Genomic DNA, 20,858 nt, shown 5'->3' with positions numbered 1-20,858 from the left:
TACTAACTAAAACGTGATTGAAAGCTCTTCCTAACTTTCAATCACGTTTTATTTTTATCATTGGTTCACATATACGGTGACTTGTAAACATAAAACTAATCCTAAACAGATACCAATCATCTTACTTTGACTTTTCATCTTAGTTGTATCATTAGCATGTTTACCTAATAGATAAATTGGTAACACGCTAATGAAATTAAATGACAAAATTTCTGCAAATAATAAAAACCATAATGCTTTTTTATGTTGCCATTCATTGATAAAAAAGAGAATTTTTAAAAGCGTTGCTAGAAAAAATAAAAACAAATACAAACCTAAAGATGAATTCATCAATAATTTTTCTGTCCCTACTTGCGTACTATTGAAAGCAAATAATCCTCCAGAAATCGTCAAAATGATTAGCCAAAAAGCCAGCAAAAAAAATGGCAATTTTTTTATAGAGAACCAATTCTTTATCGTTAACATAGATACTCCTTTCAACGAACATATTCAAAATATTTACGAATTAAGGTGTCGATTACTAATTTCAATGAAATAAATGAATAAAATTCATCTTTCATCTGTGATGTTAGAAAAATTGGTGATGCCGAATAAAACAAATTATACATCGCTTTATCTGACAGATAGTTCTGAATAAGATTGGTAATGGAAATAGTCGGTATCTTTCTCAAAGTCAGCATATCAATATTTTCTTTGATTGCATCTGTTTCACCTGATAACGAAACAAAAATAACTAAATCCTTCCGACTAATCAGTGGCATATTCATATCAAATTCTCGTTTAGCGGGAAACGTTAAAATCCGTTTTCCTTTATACATCATCGCTTGTGATAATTCTGATAATGAATTTTTTTGCGAAAATCCTGTTCCATAGCAATAAATCGTTTCTGCTTGATACATCGCATAAATGATATCGGTAAAATCCGTTTGTTGAATCAAACGATTGGTCTGTTCTAAGTCTTGTTTTTGCAGTTGCATTAACGCCTGTTCAGAATAGGATGATACTTGCTGTTTATCCATCGATTGTTCCAAATAGAATTTCATTTCAGAAAATCCTTTAAATTCTAGTTTTTTTGTTAGTCGAATAATCGAGGATTTCGAAGCGTGAACGAGTTGAGACAGCTCTACAATACCTAATTTTGTCACTTCTTCCTTATGCTCTAAGATATACGAAAGAATTTCTCGATCTGTCTCACTCAAATTTCGTGAATAGGCGCGTGCACGTGCTTCAATATCCATTTAAAAACATCCTTTTTTTATTCCCATTATACCAAATTCACCCAAAATTACGCGTTAATTATTTTCCTTTCATAATTAGATCTACTTGTGCTTTTACCATTGGAACATCGAGCCCAACAATCACTTGAACAGCATTCCCTTTACGAACAACTCCATGAGCTCCTAGATTTCTAAAGATACCGTCACTAGCTAGTTTCTCCACATCAGCCACACTCACACGTAAACGAGTGGCACAATTTGCGACGGTTTCAATATTTTCTTTGCCACCTAAAGCTTCTACAAACCTTGCTGCTTGATCATAAAATGGACTTTCGTTGGTGTCTCCTTTTTGTTTTTCACGGTATTCTTGTTTACTATAAAATTTCACTTCTTCCGTCTCTTCTTCACGTCCTGGAGTAGCTAAATTGAATTTTAAAATTAGTGCACGGAAAACGAAGAAATATAGCACCGTAAAACAAATACCAATAACAAATTGTAATACATATGTTTGCCAGTGATTTTGTGCCAAAGGAATCCATGTTTTAGCAGCTTGTTCAATTAAGCCCGCTCCTAAATCGCCTACTACACCAAATTGATACATTACAGCTGCCATAGTTGCAGCTAACAACGCATGCACAACAAATAACATCGGTGCGACAAATAAGAACGTAAACTCCAGTGGTTCGGTAATTCCGGCAACAATTGCCGTTAACGTAATTGGAATTAATAATGTTAATACTTTTTTCTTTTTATCAGGATTCGCAGTCATATAAAACGCACCCGCAATCCCTAATGGCGCAAAAATTTTGGAGTTACCTGTTAACGCAAATCCACCTTCTGGATATAATTCAATCATTGGTTTGGTACTTTGTGCAAATTCATGAATATGTTCCATCCAATAACGGGTTAAACCACCTTCAACAACAGCTGGTCCATAAACGAATGGTGCCGCGATGAAATGATGTAAACCAGTGGGAATTAAAATCCGTTCTAGAAAAGTATAAAGCCACACACCAAAAATTCCCGAATTCGCCATTAAATGCTGCAATGAACCAATGCCTGATTGAATTTTTGGCCAAATCAAGCAAGTAGCAAATGCCAAGAGAAACATCACAAAAAATCCTACGATACAAACAAAAGCTGATCCTTGGAAAATACCTAACCAGTCGGGGAGTTTTTTATCAAAATAACGATTGTGAACCCAAACTACTACAGCTGCGACTAAGATAGCTCCTAAGACACCTGTATCTAATGTTTTAATGCCGGCAATCATTTTTAAGCCACTATCGCCACCAACTTCTGCATTAAAGTCAACGCCAAAAAATGGACCAAACAACTGAATAAATGAACTAACAAAATAAGTAAATGTAATATATAAAACAAATGATTCCAACGCAGCACGTCCGGTTGCCTTTTTCGCTAATCCTAATGGCAAACCGATTGCAAATAAGATTTCCATTTGATTAAAAACCGTCCATGCACCATTTTGGAAAATCGTCCAGACATTCGTCCATAACGTTCCTTCATTGGCTAACGAACCAACAAGCATGGGATTAGTGAAGACAATACTTAACGCAACCATAATACCTGAAAATGTAAATAATAAAACGGGCGTGAAGATTGCTCCACCAAATTTTTGAAACTTCTCCATCATAACTTTTTTCCTCCTTGTATCCCTTTTCATTTTTGATTAAAAGATAGAAGGCATCATCAGCTACCTTCTATCCAACTAAGTTAGTTTAATTCTGGCCAAAAGTCTTTGTTTGCTTCGTATAACTCATCCAATAGTTGTTTGGCTGTACGAGCATCCGGTACAATTCTAGAAAGAATTAGTGCTTGCCACAACTTTTGATACGATCCTTCAATCCATGCTTCCACTACTAGTTTTTCAACCGACACTTGTTGTTCCATCAAGCCTTTTTGGAATTGTGGAATCTTCCCTTGTGTCAGTGGTTCCGGACCATTTGCACCTAAAATACAAGGTACTTCAACCATTGCTGTTTCATCAAAGTTTGAAATCGCTCCATTATTTGGAACAATTAATAACATTCGTTCATGCGTATTAAATTTAATTGCTCGTGCTAAATCGACAATATAAGATGCGTGTTCATCAATTTCCAATGTCATTCCATCTGACGTATTCACATGAGCAATTCGATTACATTCTGAAAAAACATGTTTTTCACGACTTGCCATTACTTGATTGGCACGTGTATATTCTGGATTAGTATGCGCGACTTCATCTTGTGGAAAGAAATAATATTTTAAATATGTGTTGGGCATAGTGGTTGGGTCTAGTTCAAAGACTTCTTTCGCTTTCCCAAATGTTTGTACCCAACTTTCATCACTATGCTGAGAACCTTCCATCTCTTCTTCTAACAAATAGCCATGTTGCTTCACATGTTCACGAATTTTAGGCATCAAATCATTTCCTTGTTTATCCCGAATATCAGTCCACCAACCAAAATGATTTAATCCAAAGTAACGAATCTCCATGTCTTTTCGAGAAGCAAGTCCTGCCGCTTTTGCCATACGGTCTTCAATTCCAATTGGCATATCACAAATATTGATGATTTTTGAATTAGGACGTAAACGTCGCGTTGCTTCAGCGACAATAGCGGCTGGATTGGAATAGTTTAACATCCAGGCATCTGGTGAATATTTTTCCATATAGTCAACAATTTCTAACACGCCACCAATTGAACGCATACCATAAGCAATGCCTCCAGGTCCACATGTTTCTTGACCAACGACACCGTATTTCAATGGAATTTTTTCATCTTTTTCACGCATCGCATATAAGCCTACGCGAATATGTGCCATAACAAAATCGACATCTGTAAAAGCTTCTTCTGGATCTGTGGTAGCAACAAATTGAATTTCTGGTGCTTTTTCACGAATAATGACTTCGCAAGCATCCGCAACTTGTTGTTGGCGTTCATACAGATTATCATAAAATTTAATCTGACGAATTGGAAAACGGTCTAGGTTATCCAATAACATTAAAACAATACCTGGGGTAAAGGTACTACCGCCACCGGCAATAACAATTGATGATGATTGATTCATAATAAAAGTCTCCTTTAGCTGTTTGTCTTACACTTAGAGTTATAACAAGCTTTCTCGTACGCTTCAATAGGCGCAAACGCTTTAGAATCCTCGTTTACGATTTTGAATCTATGTGTCAGACTTTGGAAAATTTTCCCGCTTTTTTTCTAAAAAAACACCCTAATTGAAATCGTTTTAAGATAGAATAAAATAACTTCATACTTATAAAAGGAGAGATTATCAATGAAAGCATTAGTATTAACTGGAAAAGAAAAAATGGCAATACAAGAGCAATCTATTCCTGAAATTGCCGCAAATGAAGTGTTAGTAAATGTTAAATTTTGTGGAATTTGTGGAACTGATGTGCATATTTTTAATGGAGAACCCGGTTCAGCAGAAGTTACTCCACCGGTGATTTTAGGGCATGAATTTGCTGGAGAAATTGTTAAAATCGGTGCAGAAGTGACAGAATTAACAGTCGGTGACCATGTAGCCATTGATCCGAATATTTATTGTGGACATTGTGATTATTGCCGACAAGGGCGCGTTCAACTATGTGACCATTTATCTGCATTAGGCGTCACTCGTAATGGTGGCATGGCAGAATATTGTGCGGCTCCAGCGACTGCTTGTTTGAAATTAAATCCTGAAATTCCTTTCGAACATGGCGCTATGGTTGAACCTTTAAGTTGTGTCTTACATGGCTTTGATCAAATCGACCCTATTACCCCTGAAACAAACATTTTAATTATTGGCGGTGGATTTATTGGCTCACTCTTTTTACAAACCACTCGTTTATATTCCCCTGCAAAAATTAGTGTCTGTGAATTAAACACTGAAAAACATGCACAACTACGTGCATTAGGTGCGGATGAAGTTTATCGAACAGCTGATGACATTTCAGAAGAATTTGATTTGGTAATTGAATGCATCGGTAAAAAAGTCACGAGTGAAACAGCTATTTCTTTAGCAGGTAAAGGGGCAAACGTTTTATTATTTGGCGTTCCTTCTCCAGATACCGAAATCACGATTCCTGCTTATGATATATTCAGTAAAGAATTAAAGATTACTAGTTCCTTTATCAATCCATTTACCTTATCAAAAGCCGTTCAATTATTGAATCAACAAAAAATCCAACTTACGCCGTTGTTGTCTCACAAAATTACGTTGGAAGAAGTTCCCGATGTCTTAGCAAATTACCCTACTTACGGCATCACCAAAGCAATTATTGAACTACCCGCAAATAAGTAAAAACAAGATAAAAATATCCGAACGATAGAGAGTGAATTTTTGCGACTCTCTATCGTTCGGATATTTCATTGTTAATTAGACTTATTTCACAGTCTCTGCTGTTTTATACATAAAATAAATTTTTTGAAGGGTAAATCGGATCACAAGTGAAAGAAATTCCTAAATTACGTAACACTTGTTCATCATCTTTATTAAAGATAACTGTTGAATGAGCTTGCGTATCTTTTAGCTCTGTTAATTTATCATATGCTAATTGTGCAGTTGGATTTGTTACTGCGCTGATGGATAAAGCAATTAAAATCTCTGAAGTATTTAAAGAAGTAATACGGCCAGATAATTCGTTTGCTTTTAGTTTTTGAATTGGTTCTAAAATATTTGGTGATAACAACAAAATTTCATCGCCAATATTGGCTAATTTTTTAATTGCATTTAAAATCGCTGCTGCACTTGCATCCATTAAATCAGAACCACGCCCGGTAATAATTTGACCATCAGATAACTCCAATGCCATCACTGGCGGGACAAATTCTTGATCCCAATCTTTTGTTTTTAATTCTTCTGCGTAATCTCTGGCAGGTTTCACACATGGACGATCTTCAGGACGTAAATCAATTTCTTCCATAATGATTTGAATACGATTTAACGTATCAATATCAGTGATTCCTTTTTTATAATTTGCAGCAGTTTCGAAATAACGACGGATAATTTCTTGTTTGGATGCTTCTTGTACCACTTCATCATCGATAATTCCAAAACCAACACGGTTCACACCCATATCTGTTGGCGAATGAAATTCTGATTCTTTGCCTGTGATACGTTCAATCGTACGCTTGATGATTGGGAAAGTTTCTAAATCGCGATTATAGTTAATCGCTACTTCACCATAATAATCAAAATGGAACGAATCAATCATATTCACATCTTTTAAATCAACTGTAGCTGCTTCATAAGCAATATTTAATGGATGTTTTAATGGCACATTCCACACTGGGAAAGTTTCAAATTTAGAATAGCCACCTGTATTTCCATGACGACTTTCGTGGTATAGCTGATTCAAACAAGTAGCTAATTTCCCACTACCTGCACCAGGTCCAGTGACTACGACAATTGGTTTCGTTGTTGGAATGTATTCATTTATCCCAAAGCCTTCATCACTAACAATTTTATCAACATTGACTGGATAACCTTCAATTTCACCATGCGTGAAGACTTTAATGCCACGTTGTTTCAATTTATTGATAAAGATTTTTGTAGATGGTTGACCGTTATAACGTGTAATAACCACGCTGTTTACCGCCAATTCATATTCACTTAACTCATCAATCAAACGCATAATATCCATATCGTACGTAATGCCATAATCACCACGAATTTTATTTCGCTCAATGTCACCTGCAAATACGCAAATAATAATTTCTGTTTTATCTTTTAGTTTGTGCAACAACTTGATTTTTGCATCTTGATCAAAACCAGGTAAGACACGTTTTGCATGCATGTCACCGATTAGTTTTCCACCAAATTCTAAATACAATTTATCATAATTGTTCACACGCTCTAAAATATACTTCGATTGTTCTTCAATATACTTCTGTGGATCAAAGCCAATTTTTTTCACTATTCTCTTACCCCTCACCTAAATTAAAAACTTGCACCTACAAAAACTAAAATTCTCTTGTATAATTCAAACAGAAATCAGCGAAATATACAACCGTAAATCACTAAAATTATAAAAGATTTTTGTCATTTTATGTTGTAAGGGAATCCACTAATTAAGTTGATGGAAGAAATAGAAACTATGCCTTTACTTGTTTTTTCTAGAAACCCTTGCTAGAATACAGCGTATTGCTAAAAACAGAAGCAGGTGAAACACATGATAACAAAAAAAGCATTTGGAATGGAAAACACGTGGGTTAATTTAAACACGCAGTCACGAGCTGAATTACGTACACTTTACAAAAATTATGGGATTGATAGTGAAGTGATTGATTACACACTGGATAAAAATGAACGTGCTCATTTAGATTATGATCAAATCACCCAGACTCTCGTTGTTATTTTCAATGTACCTAATAGAGAAAAAAATGATAACCACTATGAAACGTTACCTATGACCTTTATCGTAAAAGACAATCAATTAATCACTGTAACTAACGAAAAAACCCACTATATTTTTCAAGAAATGGAGAAATATCTAGATAAGTTTCCTGACAGCACCTTATTTAGTTTTTTGTTTAGCAGCTTATTTTTAATCACAGATTTATTTTTTCCTTATATTGAAGAAATGGATGAGTCTCGCATTTCTGTCAATCATAAATTAAAAGAAAAAACGAGTAAACAAAATTTATTGTTATTATCTGACCTAGAAATTGGGATTGTTTATTTAGTTGCTGCCTCTAAACAAAATACTGTCTTACTTGAACAAATCCGTTCACACGCGGTATATAAAACGCTCTCTCCAAGCGAAAAAGAACAGCTAGAAGATGTCGTGATTGAAGCAAGACAATTAGTTGAAATGACTCGGTTGTCTGCCCAAATTTTACAACAGCTGTCTGGTACCTATAATAATGTCTTAAACAACACACTGAATGATACCATGCGCATCTTAACTGTCCTTTCGGTATTATTAACGATTCCCACTATTATTACGGGATTTTTTGGTATGAATATGCCATTACCGTTAGAAAATAATACGTCCGGATGGCTTATCACAATTGCTATGAGTACCATTATTTGGTTTATCTTATCATGGATACTTCGTAAATTTATGAAATAACTTCTCGCCATGACAGCTACTGTCGTGGTGCTTTTTTTACTGGACTTATTTACTAATATACGTACTTTTTTTCATTTCACATTTTTTCTTAAATTTCTTAATGCTTTATTATTTCATATGAGCTATACTTCAAGTGAAACCAAAAGAAAGGGAGTAAAAATATGAAAATAATTCAATGGAAAAAAGTGTTAAATCAGGTTTTGTTAGCCGGTCTCTTTGCAAGTTTTATCGCTGTTCCTACCTCTGTTGCTGTAGATGCAGCAACTAGTCCCGTTATCTCTGAAAAAGAATTTAACGGCGACAATGCACGCGCAAATAATCTTGTTTTAGGCAGAAAAATACAGGGGAATTTTTCTGGAAAACAAGATACGGATGTCTATGCTCTTACGCTAAATACAACTAGTGATATTCAACTCATCTTTAATGGCACGGGAAAAACCAATGAACAACTCGCGACTTTTCAATTAAGCAATAGTGCTGGTAACGTGCTAATCAATGCTAAAAAAGTGTCTAATGCCACTTCGCAAATACTGGTCAAACAGACGTTACCTAAAGGAAAATATTATTTTAGCTTTAAAAATACACAAAATTTAACACAAGCCAAAAACTATCACTTTACTGCTTCTGTTTTACCAGCTGTTGCTAGTGTGACGCTTTCGCAAAAGGAAAAAACACTATATGTTAACGAAACAGCGACGTTAAATGCCACAGTAGCACCAAATAACACATTAAATAAAACTGTTACTTGGACAAGCTCAAATACATCGGTCGCAACGGTCGACTCTAAAGGTAAGGTTACTGCTAAAAAAGCTGGTTCAGCAACAATTACTGCTAAAAGTAACAATGCAAAATCAGCTACATCAAAAATTACTGTCAAAAATCGAAGTGTCACGAGTGTTTCTGTCTCGCCTACCTCTAAAACAATTGAAGTTGGTGCAACGACAACTGCCACTGCGTCGATAAAACCTACTAACGCTACCATCAAAACAGTTTCTTGGAAGTCTTCTGATTCAAAAATTGCCACTGTTGATAGCAAAGGAAAGATTACTGGCAAAAAAGCAGGCAAAGCAACTATCACAGCAACCACAACTGATGGTAAAAAAACAGCCAAAGTCACTGTTACAGTTCAAGCCAAAAAAGTAGCTGTTAAAAGTGTTAGTATCAATGCTCCAACCAAAACAATTACGGTCGGTAAAACAACTACAGTTAAAGCAACATTTAATCCAACCAATGCTAGCAATAAAGGTGTAACCTGGAAATCTTCAAATACCAAAGTCGCTACTATTGATGCCAATGGTAAAATTACTGGCAAAAAAGCAGGCAAAACGACCATTACCGTTACAACCAAAGATGGTAAAAAAACATCTTCTGTGACAATTAACGTTAATGCTACCAAGCCAATCGGTAAAACTGTCTATATTGCTCCTAAATCTGGTAAAAAATACCACTATGATGCGCATTGTCGTGGTTTAAAAAATGCGCATTCAATTTCTTCGATGACCGAAAACCAAGCGAAAAGTGCTGGTTACGATTTGTGCGGCTGGGAAGATTAAGCAACTAACCTTTATAAACTAAAAATACCAAAAAACAATCCGAATGATAGAAAGCAGGTTTAATCGCATCTTCTCAAGAATGTGCGCCATGCTTTACCTTATCGTTCGGATTGTTTTTTCTATTAGCGTACTTTTTACCAAAAACTTCGATGAATTTCTTGGGTAGCGTCTACATCGTTCATCGTAAACAAATGAATGCCATCTACCCGATGCGTAAGTAATTCGTCTATTTGATGCAGTGTATAATCGATTCCTGCTGCCCGCATAGATAGTGGCTTGTATTGATATTTTTCCAAAATAATGGCTAATTTTCTAGGAATAGCTAGTTGATTGCGTGTCGCCATGTTAAGTACTTGTGAATAACTAAGAATCGGTAATACACCTACCAATAACGGCAAGTTTAAATAATGGTCATACACTTCATGCAATCGATAAAAACCGTCATTTTCAAAAAATAATTGCGTGAGGAATTGTTGACAGCCATCTTGTACCTTTTGTTGAAGATATGCTACTTCTATTCGTGCTGTTTCTTGATTCGTCATGTGTTCTGGGTGGCATGTTCCCATCACAGTAAATTGCGTGGTCTGTTCATTGATATAATAACTTAATTCATTCGCAAACTGAAATTCACCCGTTGGCACGTCCTTCGCAGTAACTTCACCACTGACTGCTAACAATTGAAAAACGTCCTGTTCTTGTAACAATGCCAAAGCCTGCTGGACTTGTTTTTTTGTCATAAAACGGGCGGGTAAGTGAGGTAACGCTTCAATTGCTAATGTTTGCTGAATATAACCTGCCAGTTGGAGAGTTTGTTCAATTTTAGTCTTATCAATGCTTGGTATTCCGATAAATGCTGGCTGCAATTTGGCAAGCTGTGCCGAACATTGTGCCACTTCTTCATAGGAAAAACGGTCATTGGGCGGAACAACTTCCAAAGAAAAGGTTGTGCGTGTCATAAAAATACTCCTTGTTTTTCTTTATTATCAATCAATACCCCAAGGAAAGTCTTAGCGTTTTCCTTGGGGTATGCTATCCATGTAGTTTGCGTTTAATCGTTTGATAAAAAAGCAATTGTTGACGTGCTCGTTTTATCGCCTTGTAGCGTTTCGGTTGTTTTTTATAAAAGGCTTGATGGTAATTTTCTGCTGGCCAAAAAGTTTCGGCTTGGCGAATTTCTGTTACAATGGGTTGGCTATAGTTGAAGGCTAGTTCTGCTTTGGATTGTTCAGCAATTTGTCGTTGCTGATGATCTTGAACAAAAATGATGGGATGATAGTGATTTCCACGATCTTGAAACTGCCCAAAAGCATCCGTTGGGTCAGTAATTTGCCAATATAGTTCCACCAAATCACGATAACTGATTATTCGCTGATCAAAAATAATTTCGACTGCTTCTACGTGACCCGATAATCCACTACTAACTTGATCATACGTTGGATGTTCTATTTTTCCGCCAGTATAACCAGATAAGACCGATACAATACCAGCTTGGGTTTCAAATGGTTCAACCATACACCAAAAACAACCGCCCGCAAAAACGGCTCGTTCTTGGTACGCAAAATTATCGTTATCTCTGGTGTAGGCCTCCTGTTGCACATCAACAGTATTGCCGGTTATTTTCAAATAGAAGTCCATCACATCCGGCGTCAAGTTATTTCGTAAAGCTAGTGGTCGCAATTTTGCTTCTAACTTTGAAAGTTCACTTTGCACATTTATTTCTTGCGCTAATGCATCTTTGGCGATAATCAACTGTTCTCTTTCCCATTCACGCGTGCCTTTTGTTAAAATCAAATTGTAAATATCGTGCAGTACGTTCTCTATCGTTTCATTTTGTTTATTCATAGGTATTAAAAAATGAAACATAGATTTCTTTTCCTAAAATTTCTAAACGTGGAAATGCTGCTTTAGGAATAATATACAAATGGTAACAATCGCCACCCACATCCCAAAAAGCTAGCGTATAATTATGCTGTTCTAAAAAATTTTTCAAACGTTCTAAAAAAACATCGGTTGCTTCATCAGCTATAATTGGTACATCTTTTAAATTTATAGCATACCCTTTTTTTAGAATGCTCGGTTCTAATTGGGCAATGATTTCTTCCGGCCATTCTTTCCAATCAATATATGCCCCAAAATCATGGGGGGTATCATACCCAGTTAACCAATAGGCGGTGATAACATCCGCTTCATCCTCAGGGGAGTATTCCATATTTTCTATCCATTCAGCATATTGACTTGTAAATTTCTCTGGTTGTTCAACCAGCAAGGAAATACTATCCACTGCGTCTACATCATTCTCCGTCAAAATTTTTGTAATTTCAATTAATGGCATCCATTTTGTTTTTGACATGTTGATAACCTCCACGCTTTTCTTCAATTATACTGGAAAATTTTTATTTCAAGCAAATTTCGAGATTAAGATTGCGCCTCATATTGTGTAAGACACCATGCTTTTACTTCATCAGTTGCAAAAGCCGCAGCAACGGCTGTTTGATAAATTTGTTTATAAAGCGATTCATCTGTCGCAAATGCTCGTTGAATACACAACATTTCATTTGTCATCGTTGTATCAGAAACGGTCCGATTATCGGTGCTAATCGTTACATTGATGCCCGCTTGATGAAACTGATAAATAGGATGATTCTGATAACTAGAGACAGCTTTTGTTTGTACATTACTTGTCGGACACATTTCTAAGACGATTTGGCGTTCTTTTACTAATTGATACGCAGTTGGTTCATCCTTAATAAACACACCATGCCCAATTCGCTCTGCGCCTAGTAATTCAATCGCATCAATGACATTTTGTCCGCTACCTGTTTCTCCAGCATGAATGGTCACACGATACCCGTATTTCTTCGCTAAAGCAATTGGTTCAACAAATCGCTCGCAAAAACCAACTTCTTCAATGGCACATAAATCTATCGCAACGACCCCATTTCCTAAAAAGTTTTGCCCGGCTTCCACAACTTCAAAGGCACTTTCAACAGACATGGAACGTAAACAAGATAAAATAAGATTGCCTTTGATGTCATAGCTAGCTTCTGCTTGTCTCATCCCATCAAGCACACTTTGAATGACTTCTTCCAACGTCAATCCTTTTAATGTGTGCAATAGCGGACCAAAACGCACTTCAAGATATTTCACATTTTCTTTAGCTGCATCTTCAAATAATTCAAAGGTAATTCGTTGTAAACTTTCTTTTGACTGCATCACCGCATTTGGTAATGCAAATCGTTTTAAATAATCTTCTAGAGAAGCACACTCAACTGGTGCTACCAATGCTTCTTTTAATTCTATTAAATCATAGGTTGGCAATGAAATTTCCTCTTTTTGGGCAATGGCTAATACCGTTTCTACCCGTACACTTCCATCTAAGTGACAATGTAATTCAATTTTCGGTAATGAATTCATAATATCCTCCTCACGTAGCTCCTAAATAAAAAAATTCCTGCTTACGAAGAAAATACATATCTAGTACTTTCTTCGTAAGCAGGAATTTCGGTTCCTGGTAGAGACCTCCAAACCATATTATTGGAGTTATACGAAAATTTATTCTTGTTTAATTTTTTATAAGGATAATAAATATTAACAGACTTGTCAATTATTATTCTTAAACTTTGTCACTCTCATTATTTTCTCCGCCTACTATCAAATAAAGTGAAAGAGAAATCAACAATAAACAAATGCTAAATAATGTGGATTTTCCCTCTTCCATATTTGAATTAAAACTTAACCAAATGCCTAACAAAGATATTCCTAACACCAAGATTATCCCATATTTGGTTACACGCTTCACTTTTTTCACCCCTCTATACTCATTTTATTTGCTACCAACATTATTTTCTTTGATGGCTTCTACTTTATATAATCGGCTAGTTTTAACAAAGATTTTACCGTCTTAGTTAGTATTGTAAAAAAATAGTTAAAAAAACCTAACAACATCATCACGAATATCGTTAGGTTTAAACTTATTTATAATACACTTCATCCAAAAACAGTCCTTGTGCGGGCACTGTTTCTCCAGCATCTTGTCGAACTTTACTTTCAAAAATAGCATCGATGTCCGCAACTTGCATTTTACCCGCACCGATTTCTATTAATGTTCCCGTAATAATTCGGACCATTTTGTGCAAAAATCCATCACCAACAAAAGTAAAATGTAACAGACTTCCTTCACGTTGAACAGAGATTTCATCAATCGTGCGAACAGTGGATTTCTTCGTTTTTTTCAAAGCAGAAAATCCAATAAAGTCATGTTTGCCGAGTAATTTTTCACAGGCTGCGTTCATTTTTACAAGGTCTAATGTTTGTGGGACATGAAAGCTACGATGTCGTTCAAACGCTGAGGGAATTGGATCATTCCAAACATAATAGCTATATTGTTTGCCTTTGCAATTGTATCGTGCATGGAATCGTTCTGGGACTTCTGCTACTTTTTTAATCACAATATCTTGTGGGAGATAACGATTCATAAAGTCTAAGATTTCATCACGACTTAATGTAGTATTTGTCTTAAAATTGGCAACTTGACCACGAGCATGTGTTCCAGCATCCGTACGACCAGAACCGATAATTTCAAGTTTTTCCCCAGTCATTTGGGTAATAATATTCTCAATCTTTCCTTGAATCGTTTTATCTGAATCACCTAGTCGTTGCCAACCAAGGTATCGTTTGCCATCATATTCGATGGTTAATTTTATATTTCTCATGTGTATGCTCCTTATTTTTAACTTCTACCTCTTATATTGTATACGAAACACCGCCACATTCCCAATATAAAAAATATCTTGCCCACGTTTTATCTAAATAAATGAATTTGTTTCAACTCTGAATTCACTTGAATAGATTGATAACCAAGAAATATTGCATCTATGGTGACTTGAGTATCAACTATATACATATTAACCGTGTATGTATCTTCGCCATCTGAATACTTGATAACCGTCGTAATTAAATTATCATCCCCAATATCTATGAATGCTGTGAACTTATTGACTTGATTATAAGGAACATACAATTCCCAACCCGCTGCTAAAGTAATCGTTGCTGAAAAATGTTTGCTGAAAATATTTGAAGCCAATTTTATTAATCCCATAATAGTTCACCTGTCGTCGCTACAAAATCTGTTTGTGTGAGCCATACAATGACTTCTTTTTTTACGGAATCTGCTGAAATACAATCAATCCCATATTCAAACATTCCAATATCGACACCCCGATCAGCCATATCTAGAGTAACTTCCAAAACATTGTCATATTTGGTTGTTAATTGGATGATCATACTGACTACTTCTTCCTTATCATTCCCCACAACATCCGTTTGTTTCAATGTTTTAATCGATTCTTTTGGTAAAAAACTTGGAATTAATACGCGCCAACCTAATCCTACATCATAGGTAACAAATGTCGCTTCTCGTTGTTCGTTGATATAATTGTTCGTGAACAATTGCAAGCATTCCTTCTTTATTCATATAAATCCTGCCTTTCAAGGATAACAATAGATTTTTCCTTCAACAATTGTAAAGATAACTGCTCTTTTCATTATAGCAAAAATCAATGGGTTGCATTCACCGATTTTCTACACGACAACACTTTATTTTGTGATAGTATAAAAGTAGATAGGAAAAATGACTAAGTGAAGTGGGGGCGTTTATTTTGAAAATATGTACAAATTGTCATGCTGAAAATGATAATAATGCAAAATTTTGTCATGAATGTGGGGAAAAATTATCAACTACCGAGACACGATCACGAGCTACCCAACCATCTATCAAAAAACAACGGCATACAAGCTCTTTTCTTGTCATTGTGGCTCTATTAGTTTGTATTATTTTTATTGGTGCCTATTTATTATTCAATACATTTAAAACCAACACACCTGAAACAGCTACTAGCAATACAACGACTATTTCCACAAGTATTACTTCGACCAGTTCAGACGCTAATGAGCTAAGTCAATACGATGTTATTATTTCTGAAGCAAAAAAATTAAATGTCGAGGGAAATTATAAAGAATCGGAATTGAAACTTGCATCAATCCCTGTCAGTGAATTAGCCAAAACAGAATTTTCATCAATTAAAGATGCGGTTGAAAAACTTTCGGCATCAAATAACGAGCATATTCAAGAAGAAAATAAAAAAACGGCTGCCCAGCAAAACGCTACTTCAGAAGGTACCTTTACTGGAGATTTAGCAAAATGGGCCAATACGTATACTTTTTATTACTCATTAACTTCGCAAAAACAAAGCCGATTAACTATTTCTGCGAATGGTAGCGTCACACAAAGTAATTATGATGGTACGCAATACTTTGGTAAAGCAACTATTGAAAATTATTCGTCCGATGTCTTAAGTTATAACACTGATAGTTTGTATCCTTTTGATTTACCAGATAAAAAACAAATCACTTCCAATGTTAGAATGACTGTTGAATGGGATAACGAAGGCGGTACCCAACAGTTCTATGGCTACTTATCTTATTCTTCAAGATTAGTGTTAACAGATGGCATTGAAAAACAAAATGGTATCAATGAAGTCTGGATTACGTATTAACTGCTAAAAAGCGTTAAACTCCAAGAGTATTAGGAGCATAACGCTTTTTATTTTTTATAGAAGAAACCGCAAGAACAAAAATAAACCTGTTGGAAGAATCGTCACTAAACTAATTATTATCAGACATTTCACTAAAAAAATAGTTTCCTTATACTCTTTGATAATAACCAATGTTCCCCTATCGAAAAAGTGGCTGCAAAATAATTAGCACTAAACTGTAAAGCGATTATGATTACTAGAGCTATGAAAATTGAAGTTTTTTCATCCGTTCTCTCCATTTATCTGCTATTCATCCACAAGTCTTTCTCTAAACTACTTGCTAGGTGTATAGCGCAAGTTTCTAAAGAAGCCCTCTGTTCCAATATCAACAAAAAATCCTAGTGCTCCTTTAGCATTGGCACCATGCTTCATATCATTAACGACTAAAGCAGGTTGCTCTGCCGTATTTATATACAATTTACCATGTGCGCCTTCCACAACAAGTTTGAGGTCGATCCATTCATCTAAGCCAATATCGGCATAACTTTCATATTCGCCAGGATTTGTTTCTCGTGAATGAAAATATTTAAAGTTAGGATAAGAAAAATATTGCACCGTCCGATTTCTTCTTAATTGAATAGCGCATCGACTATTTGTAGGTCGCACATAAAAAGATTCAAATTCAGTATCTTGTTCATCAATTCGAAACGCCATGCCAATAAAACCTCGCGCATGTTCAGGTGCATCTGGTAAAAGGCGACTCAACACTTGAACTTCAATCACACCATCTTGAAATTCAGAACCAATGAGTTTGGCATATGTCGCTTCGTCCTCTCCTGTAACTTTTTGATCTTTAACTACTCTTAAAACACTTGAATCATCAAGTTTAGCATCATTTATAAAAACATTTACTTCTTTAAAAAGATTCGCTTTCACAGATACTTCTTTAAAATTTTTCTCCATCGCTTGCATCTCCCTAACCTATCATTTTTTATCTAAGGATAGTGTATCCAGATTGTCTCTTCATGAGAAGTAGGTACTTTTTTATTAGATAGTTACCTCAAAGAAACTATTAGGAAAAGACACTGTTTTATTGATCGGTAGTTGTCTGAGCTATAGTATTTTTGATGTAATCAATTCCCCAACTTTGCATAGCATCAATGATCGGACGAAGACTATTGCCTAAATCACTCAAAGCATATTCCACTTTTGGCGGGACTTCAGGATAGACCGTTCGAATGATAATTTTATCTTCTTCCATTTTCCTTAAGCTTTGTGTCAATACTTTTTGACTCACACCATCAAGCGCTCGATGAATTTCACTAAAACGTTTGGTGCCAGTAAGTAATTCTCGTATAATCAAAAGTTTCCATTTACTACCAATTAAATCAACTGTTGTAGCAACTGGACAAAATGGTAATTCGTCTTTTGTTAACAATATCCATCACCTCAGTATAAAATTATAGTTTATAGCAAGCTGTTTTATTTATGATACGGTCCGCCCGTATTAATTCGAAACGCTCGATAAATTTGTTCTACTAAAATTAATTTCATTAACTGATGGGGATAAGTCATTTTACCAAATGAGATTTGAGCATTGCTCCGTTTCATTACTGCCTCACTTAAACCTAATGAGCCACCAATCACAAACACCAGTTGACTTTTGCCCTGGATGCCTAGCTGGTCAATTTGTTTGGCAAAATCTTCGCTACTTGGATTTTTCCCTTCAATCGCTAACGCATAGACATATTCTTGTTCTTTGATTTTTGCTAAAATTCGCTGTCCCTCTTTTTCTTTCACTTGAAGCATTTCCGACTCACTTAATTTTTCAGGTGCTTTTTCATCTGGAACTTCGACTAATTGAATTTTGGCATATGCACCCAAACGTTTCACATATTCATTAATTCCCTGAACAAGATATTTTTCTTTTAATTTTCCGACAGTAATGATTTTAATATTCATATTGACGCTCCCTTTAATTACTTCTTATTCATTATACATGCAAACTAAATTCGCTGCTATGCTTAGTTTCTCCACATACTTATCCACAGTTTTCACAGGTTTATCCACAGAATTATCCACAAGTCCAGCTATCGCATCATTATTCATCAAATTTAATTACTATTTTTCATCTTTTTACACATTTTTATGCGTATCTTTTTCATAATTTGTTCAAAGTCTAGCAGTAGACTAGATTTAGAAATTAATATTATACTAATTATAAGAAGACTAAATAGGAGGTATATACTCATGGCTCGAAAAAATGTTACACCCAATAGAACAAGTAATGGTGTATTGAAAAAATTTGGGATTGGTTTACTTGGAGGCGTACTGGGCGGTATGTTAAGTGTCGGTGGTTTCTACTACGCAACAGGTGCGAATGATGCTGCTTCTGCTAACGAACCTCTTACTAGCGAAAGTACGAAAGATTCTACTAACGATACGCAAGTAAGTAATGTCAAAGTCAATGTAAATAGTGATGTCACTTCAGCTGTTGAAAAAGTTCAAAATGCGGTCGTTTCAATCATTAATTTACAAGCAACTTCTTCTCAAAGTCAATGGGCTAATCCTTTTGAAACCCAAGAAGAAAATAGCGCTGAATTACAACCAGTTGGTGAAGGTAGTGGCGTGATTTATAAAAAAGATGGCAAAGATGCCTATATCGTAACCAATAACCACGTGGTAGACGGTCAACAAGGATTAGAAGTCGTTTTAACAGATGGCACTAAAGTGAAAGCTGAGCTAATTGGCTCGGATGCTTACACTGATTTAGCTGTTTTAAAAATTGCTTCTGATAAAGTCGATACTGTTGCAACATTTGGAGATTCTGATTCATTAAAAGTAGGTGAACCTGCAATCGCCATCGGTTCTCCTTTAGGATCTGATTATGCAAACTCTGTAACACAAGGGATTATTTCTTCATTAAATCGTTTAGTAACAAACACCAATGAATCGGGACAAGCAATTAGTATTAACGCGATTCAAACCGATGCAGCGATCAATCCAGGTAACTCTGGAGGTCCATTAATTAACGTTGCCGGTCAAGTAATTGGTATTAACTCAAGTAAAATTGCAAGTTCTTCTGGTTCTGGCGTCAGTGTTGAAGGGATGGGCTTTGCCATTCCAAGTAATGATGTGACGAATATTATTGAACAACTAGAAGCAAAAGGCGAGGTTACTCGTCCAGCTTTAGGGATTTCAATGGTTGATTTGAGTAGTATCTCTACGCAACAACAAGAACAAATCCTAAAAGTTCCTTCTTCTGTGGTCAATGGCGTTGTCGTTTCAGCAGTTGGTAGTGCGACTCCGGCTGAAAAAGCAGGCATTCAACAATACGATGTGATTACTAAAATTGATGGCAAAGATATTAGCAGTGGTACAGAATTACGTTCTGCACTTTACAGTAAATCAGTCGGTGATACCATTGAAGTAACTTTCTACCGTGAAGACAAAGAGCAAACGGTCAAAGTGGAATTGTCAGTGGATCAATCTATCATCAACAATCAAAACCAAACACAAAATCAACAACCACAAAATTAAATAGCCGTTGTGAGCAATACAAAAAACTATCCGGACGATGTAAGAGATATGGCTAACAGCCTTTCTCTTTATTGTTCGGATAGTTTATTGTTTCTTATTTACCTACTTTAAAGGCTTCACCAATTACTGCATCACTGCCTAATTCTAAAATTCCTCGTTTCATTGGTGCATTAGGTAGATTTAATTCTTTTGCTGAACAAATCATACCATAGCTCGCAACGCCTCGTAGCTCACCTGGCCAAATCAACATTCCATCAGGCATCATCGCTCCTGGTTTAGCAACGACAACTTTTAGTCCTTTACGGATATTTGGTGCACCACAAACAATTTGGAGCGTTTGTCCGTTATCAACTTCAATTTCTGTAATCGATAAGTGATCACTATCTTCGTGGGCTTCACATGATTTGACAAAACCTACAACAAATTTTGGCTCATGATCTGGTGTTAATTGTTCTGCAAAACCAACTTCACGCATTAATTCATTTAATTGTCCCACTTGTTCATCAGACAGTGTTACTTGACCAGTACCATCAATCGTCATCACTTCTGAAATAGCAAAAAAGTTCCAACCGATCACACGGCCATCTTCTGTTTGAAGGCGTGCTACGTTTCCTTTACGTTCAACAGTTTGTTCTAAGCCTTTATCATTTTCTGTAATCACTAATAATGTATCGCTAACATATTTCGGGTTATAAGCAAAAATCACAATGTTTCCTCCTAAAATTCATTTCGACAACTATCTTAACAAATTTTACGTTCAGAAACACTATTCATGGCATTTTTTTTATTAAAAAAGCGCTCTTTTAAAAATCATTCTCTAGACGGAGTAAAAAATTTTTTTACATGGTATACTTATTTTATAAGAAAGCGATTTCTTATATCTAAAAAGGAGAGGATTATAATGAAAAACAAAGGCTCATTCTGGCAAAACTTATTTGGTTTC

Annotated in this window: 22 protein-coding genes and 1 riboswitch; of the genes, 5 read left to right on the top strand and 17 right to left on the bottom strand. The window is 35.6% G+C overall.

Going from position 1 to position 20,858, the window contains the following annotated elements; genetic code table 11:
* Positions 1–57 precede the first annotated feature (57 nt).
* The 4 genes from AC4BC7_RS14890 to AC4BC7_RS14875 all read right to left on the bottom strand — a co-directional run bounded on the left by AC4BC7_RS14890 (position 58) and on the right by AC4BC7_RS14875 (position 4,289).
* Entirely contained in the window at positions 58–465 is a 408-nt protein-coding gene (locus tag AC4BC7_RS14890) for a hypothetical protein (protein ID WP_207942498.1), read from the bottom strand.
* Between the two features lie 11 nt (positions 466–476).
* Positions 477–1,238, bottom strand: coding sequence for a MurR/RpiR family transcriptional regulator (locus AC4BC7_RS14885; protein ID WP_490503246.1), 762 nt, complete (start codon positions 1,236–1,238; stop codon positions 477–479).
* A gap of 58 nt (positions 1,239–1,296) precedes the next feature.
* Positions 1,297–2,871, bottom strand: coding sequence for an alpha-glucoside-specific PTS transporter subunit IIBC (locus AC4BC7_RS14880; protein WP_490503245.1), 1,575 nt, complete (start codon positions 2,869–2,871; stop codon positions 1,297–1,299).
* An 80-nt stretch (positions 2,872–2,951) separates the two neighbouring features.
* On the bottom strand, positions 2,952–4,289 hold the full coding sequence (locus tag AC4BC7_RS14875; RefSeq protein WP_207942559.1) for a family 4 glycosyl hydrolase: 1,338 nt from the start codon (positions 4,287–4,289) through the stop codon (positions 2,952–2,954).
* A gap of 219 nt (positions 4,290–4,508) precedes the next feature.
* Here AC4BC7_RS14875 and AC4BC7_RS14870 point away from each other — a divergent pair, with 219 nt between their 5' ends.
* Entirely contained in the window at positions 4,509–5,516 is a 1,008-nt protein-coding gene (locus AC4BC7_RS14870) for a zinc-dependent alcohol dehydrogenase family protein (RefSeq protein ID WP_490503244.1), read from the top strand.
* A gap of 103 nt (positions 5,517–5,619) precedes the next feature.
* Here AC4BC7_RS14870 and AC4BC7_RS14865 read toward each other — a convergent pair whose 3' ends face one another.
* Positions 5,620–7,131, bottom strand: coding sequence for a DUF1846 domain-containing protein (locus tag AC4BC7_RS14865; protein WP_207942502.1), 1,512 nt, complete (start codon positions 7,129–7,131; stop codon positions 5,620–5,622).
* A gap of 255 nt (positions 7,132–7,386) precedes the next feature.
* Between AC4BC7_RS14865 and AC4BC7_RS14860 the strand changes: the two genes are divergently transcribed.
* Positions 7,387–8,289 carry a magnesium transporter CorA family protein gene (locus AC4BC7_RS14860; protein WP_207942503.1) on the top strand — a complete coding sequence of 301 codons (903 nt, stop codon included), beginning with the start codon at positions 7,387–7,389 and terminating at the stop codon, positions 8,287–8,289.
* A 161-nt stretch (positions 8,290–8,450) separates the two neighbouring features.
* A complete protein-coding gene (locus AC4BC7_RS14855) occupies positions 8,451–9,842 on the top strand; it encodes an Ig-like domain-containing protein (protein ID WP_490503243.1) in 1,392 nt (463 codons plus the stop codon).
* A 134-nt stretch (positions 9,843–9,976) separates the two neighbouring features.
* On the opposite strand, the gene AC4BC7_RS14850 is transcribed toward AC4BC7_RS14855, so the two are convergent.
* From AC4BC7_RS14850 to AC4BC7_RS14815, 8 genes are all read right to left on the bottom strand, one after another.
* Entirely contained in the window at positions 9,977–10,798 is an 822-nt protein-coding gene (locus AC4BC7_RS14850) for a methylenetetrahydrofolate reductase (RefSeq protein WP_207942505.1), read from the bottom strand.
* A 73-nt stretch (positions 10,799–10,871) separates the two neighbouring features.
* Positions 10,872–11,705 (bottom strand): peptide-methionine (S)-S-oxide reductase MsrA, encoded by an 834-nt coding sequence (msrA, locus tag AC4BC7_RS14845; RefSeq protein ID WP_243430754.1) that lies wholly within the window; start codon positions 11,703–11,705, stop codon positions 10,872–10,874.
* A complete protein-coding gene (locus AC4BC7_RS14840; protein WP_243430756.1) occupies positions 11,677–12,192 on the bottom strand; it encodes a DUF6630 family protein in 516 nt (171 codons plus the stop codon). The genes msrA and AC4BC7_RS14840 overlap by 29 nt, the downstream gene beginning before the upstream one ends.
* Positions 12,193–12,257: 65 nt before the next feature.
* Positions 12,258–13,256 (bottom strand): adenosine deaminase, encoded by a 999-nt coding sequence (gene add / locus AC4BC7_RS14835; RefSeq protein ID WP_207942506.1) that lies wholly within the window; start codon positions 13,254–13,256, stop codon positions 12,258–12,260.
* 55 nt (positions 13,257–13,311) lie between these two features.
* Positions 13,312–13,410: riboswitch (purine riboswitch) on the bottom strand.
* Positions 13,411–13,455: 45 nt separating this feature from the next.
* Positions 13,456–13,641, bottom strand: a complete 186-nt coding sequence (locus AC4BC7_RS14830; RefSeq protein ID WP_207942507.1) for a hypothetical protein — start codon at positions 13,639–13,641, stop codon at positions 13,456–13,458.
* Positions 13,642–13,813: 172 nt separating this feature from the next.
* The gene (truA, locus tag AC4BC7_RS14825) at positions 13,814–14,554 is read right to left on the bottom strand and encodes a tRNA pseudouridine(38-40) synthase TruA (protein ID WP_207942508.1); all 741 of its coding nucleotides are present in this window, start codon (positions 14,552–14,554) and stop codon (positions 13,814–13,816) included.
* Between the two features lie 89 nt (positions 14,555–14,643).
* The gene (locus AC4BC7_RS14820) at positions 14,644–14,940 is read right to left on the bottom strand and encodes a hypothetical protein (RefSeq protein ID WP_207942509.1); all 297 of its coding nucleotides are present in this window, start codon (positions 14,938–14,940) and stop codon (positions 14,644–14,646) included.
* Positions 14,931–15,290: a hypothetical protein gene (locus AC4BC7_RS14815; RefSeq protein WP_490503242.1), complete on the bottom strand. Its 360-nt coding sequence runs from the start codon at positions 15,288–15,290 to the stop codon at positions 14,931–14,933. The genes AC4BC7_RS14820 and AC4BC7_RS14815 overlap by 10 nt, the downstream gene beginning before the upstream one ends.
* Positions 15,291–15,499: 209 nt before the next feature.
* On the opposite strand from AC4BC7_RS14815, the gene AC4BC7_RS14810 reads away from it, so the two are divergent.
* Entirely contained in the window at positions 15,500–16,396 is an 897-nt protein-coding gene (locus tag AC4BC7_RS14810; protein ID WP_490503241.1) for a zinc ribbon domain-containing protein, read from the top strand.
* 312 nt (positions 16,397–16,708) lie between these two features.
* On the opposite strand, the gene AC4BC7_RS14805 is transcribed toward AC4BC7_RS14810, so the two are convergent.
* The 3 genes from AC4BC7_RS14805 to rlmH form a co-directional block, all read right to left on the bottom strand.
* Complete coding sequence (locus tag AC4BC7_RS14805; protein WP_207942510.1) at positions 16,709–17,338, bottom strand: hypothetical protein; 630 nt, start codon at positions 17,336–17,338, stop codon at positions 16,709–16,711.
* 127 nt (positions 17,339–17,465) lie between these two features.
* The gene (locus AC4BC7_RS14800; protein WP_490503240.1) at positions 17,466–17,813 is read right to left on the bottom strand and encodes a winged helix-turn-helix transcriptional regulator; all 348 of its coding nucleotides are present in this window, start codon (positions 17,811–17,813) and stop codon (positions 17,466–17,468) included.
* A 44-nt stretch (positions 17,814–17,857) separates the two neighbouring features.
* The gene (rlmH, locus tag AC4BC7_RS14795) at positions 17,858–18,337 is read right to left on the bottom strand and encodes a 23S rRNA (pseudouridine(1915)-N(3))-methyltransferase RlmH (protein ID WP_207942512.1); all 480 of its coding nucleotides are present in this window, start codon (positions 18,335–18,337) and stop codon (positions 17,858–17,860) included.
* A 288-nt stretch (positions 18,338–18,625) separates the two neighbouring features.
* Between rlmH and AC4BC7_RS14790 the strand changes: the two genes are divergently transcribed.
* Positions 18,626–19,915, top strand: a complete 1,290-nt coding sequence (locus AC4BC7_RS14790; RefSeq protein ID WP_207942513.1) for a S1C family serine protease — start codon at positions 18,626–18,628, stop codon at positions 19,913–19,915.
* A gap of 94 nt (positions 19,916–20,009) precedes the next feature.
* On the opposite strand, the gene ytpR is transcribed toward AC4BC7_RS14790, so the two are convergent.
* Positions 20,010–20,621 (bottom strand): YtpR family tRNA-binding protein, encoded by a 612-nt coding sequence (ytpR, locus tag AC4BC7_RS14785; RefSeq protein WP_207942514.1) that lies wholly within the window; start codon positions 20,619–20,621, stop codon positions 20,010–20,012.
* Positions 20,622–20,858 lie beyond the last annotated feature (237 nt).

The sequence above is a fragment of the Enterococcus sp. AMC1623 genome (assembly GCF_058216495.1).
The sequence above is the reverse complement of the archived record's forward strand: the minus strand, read 5'-3'. Positions and strand labels throughout refer to the sequence as shown.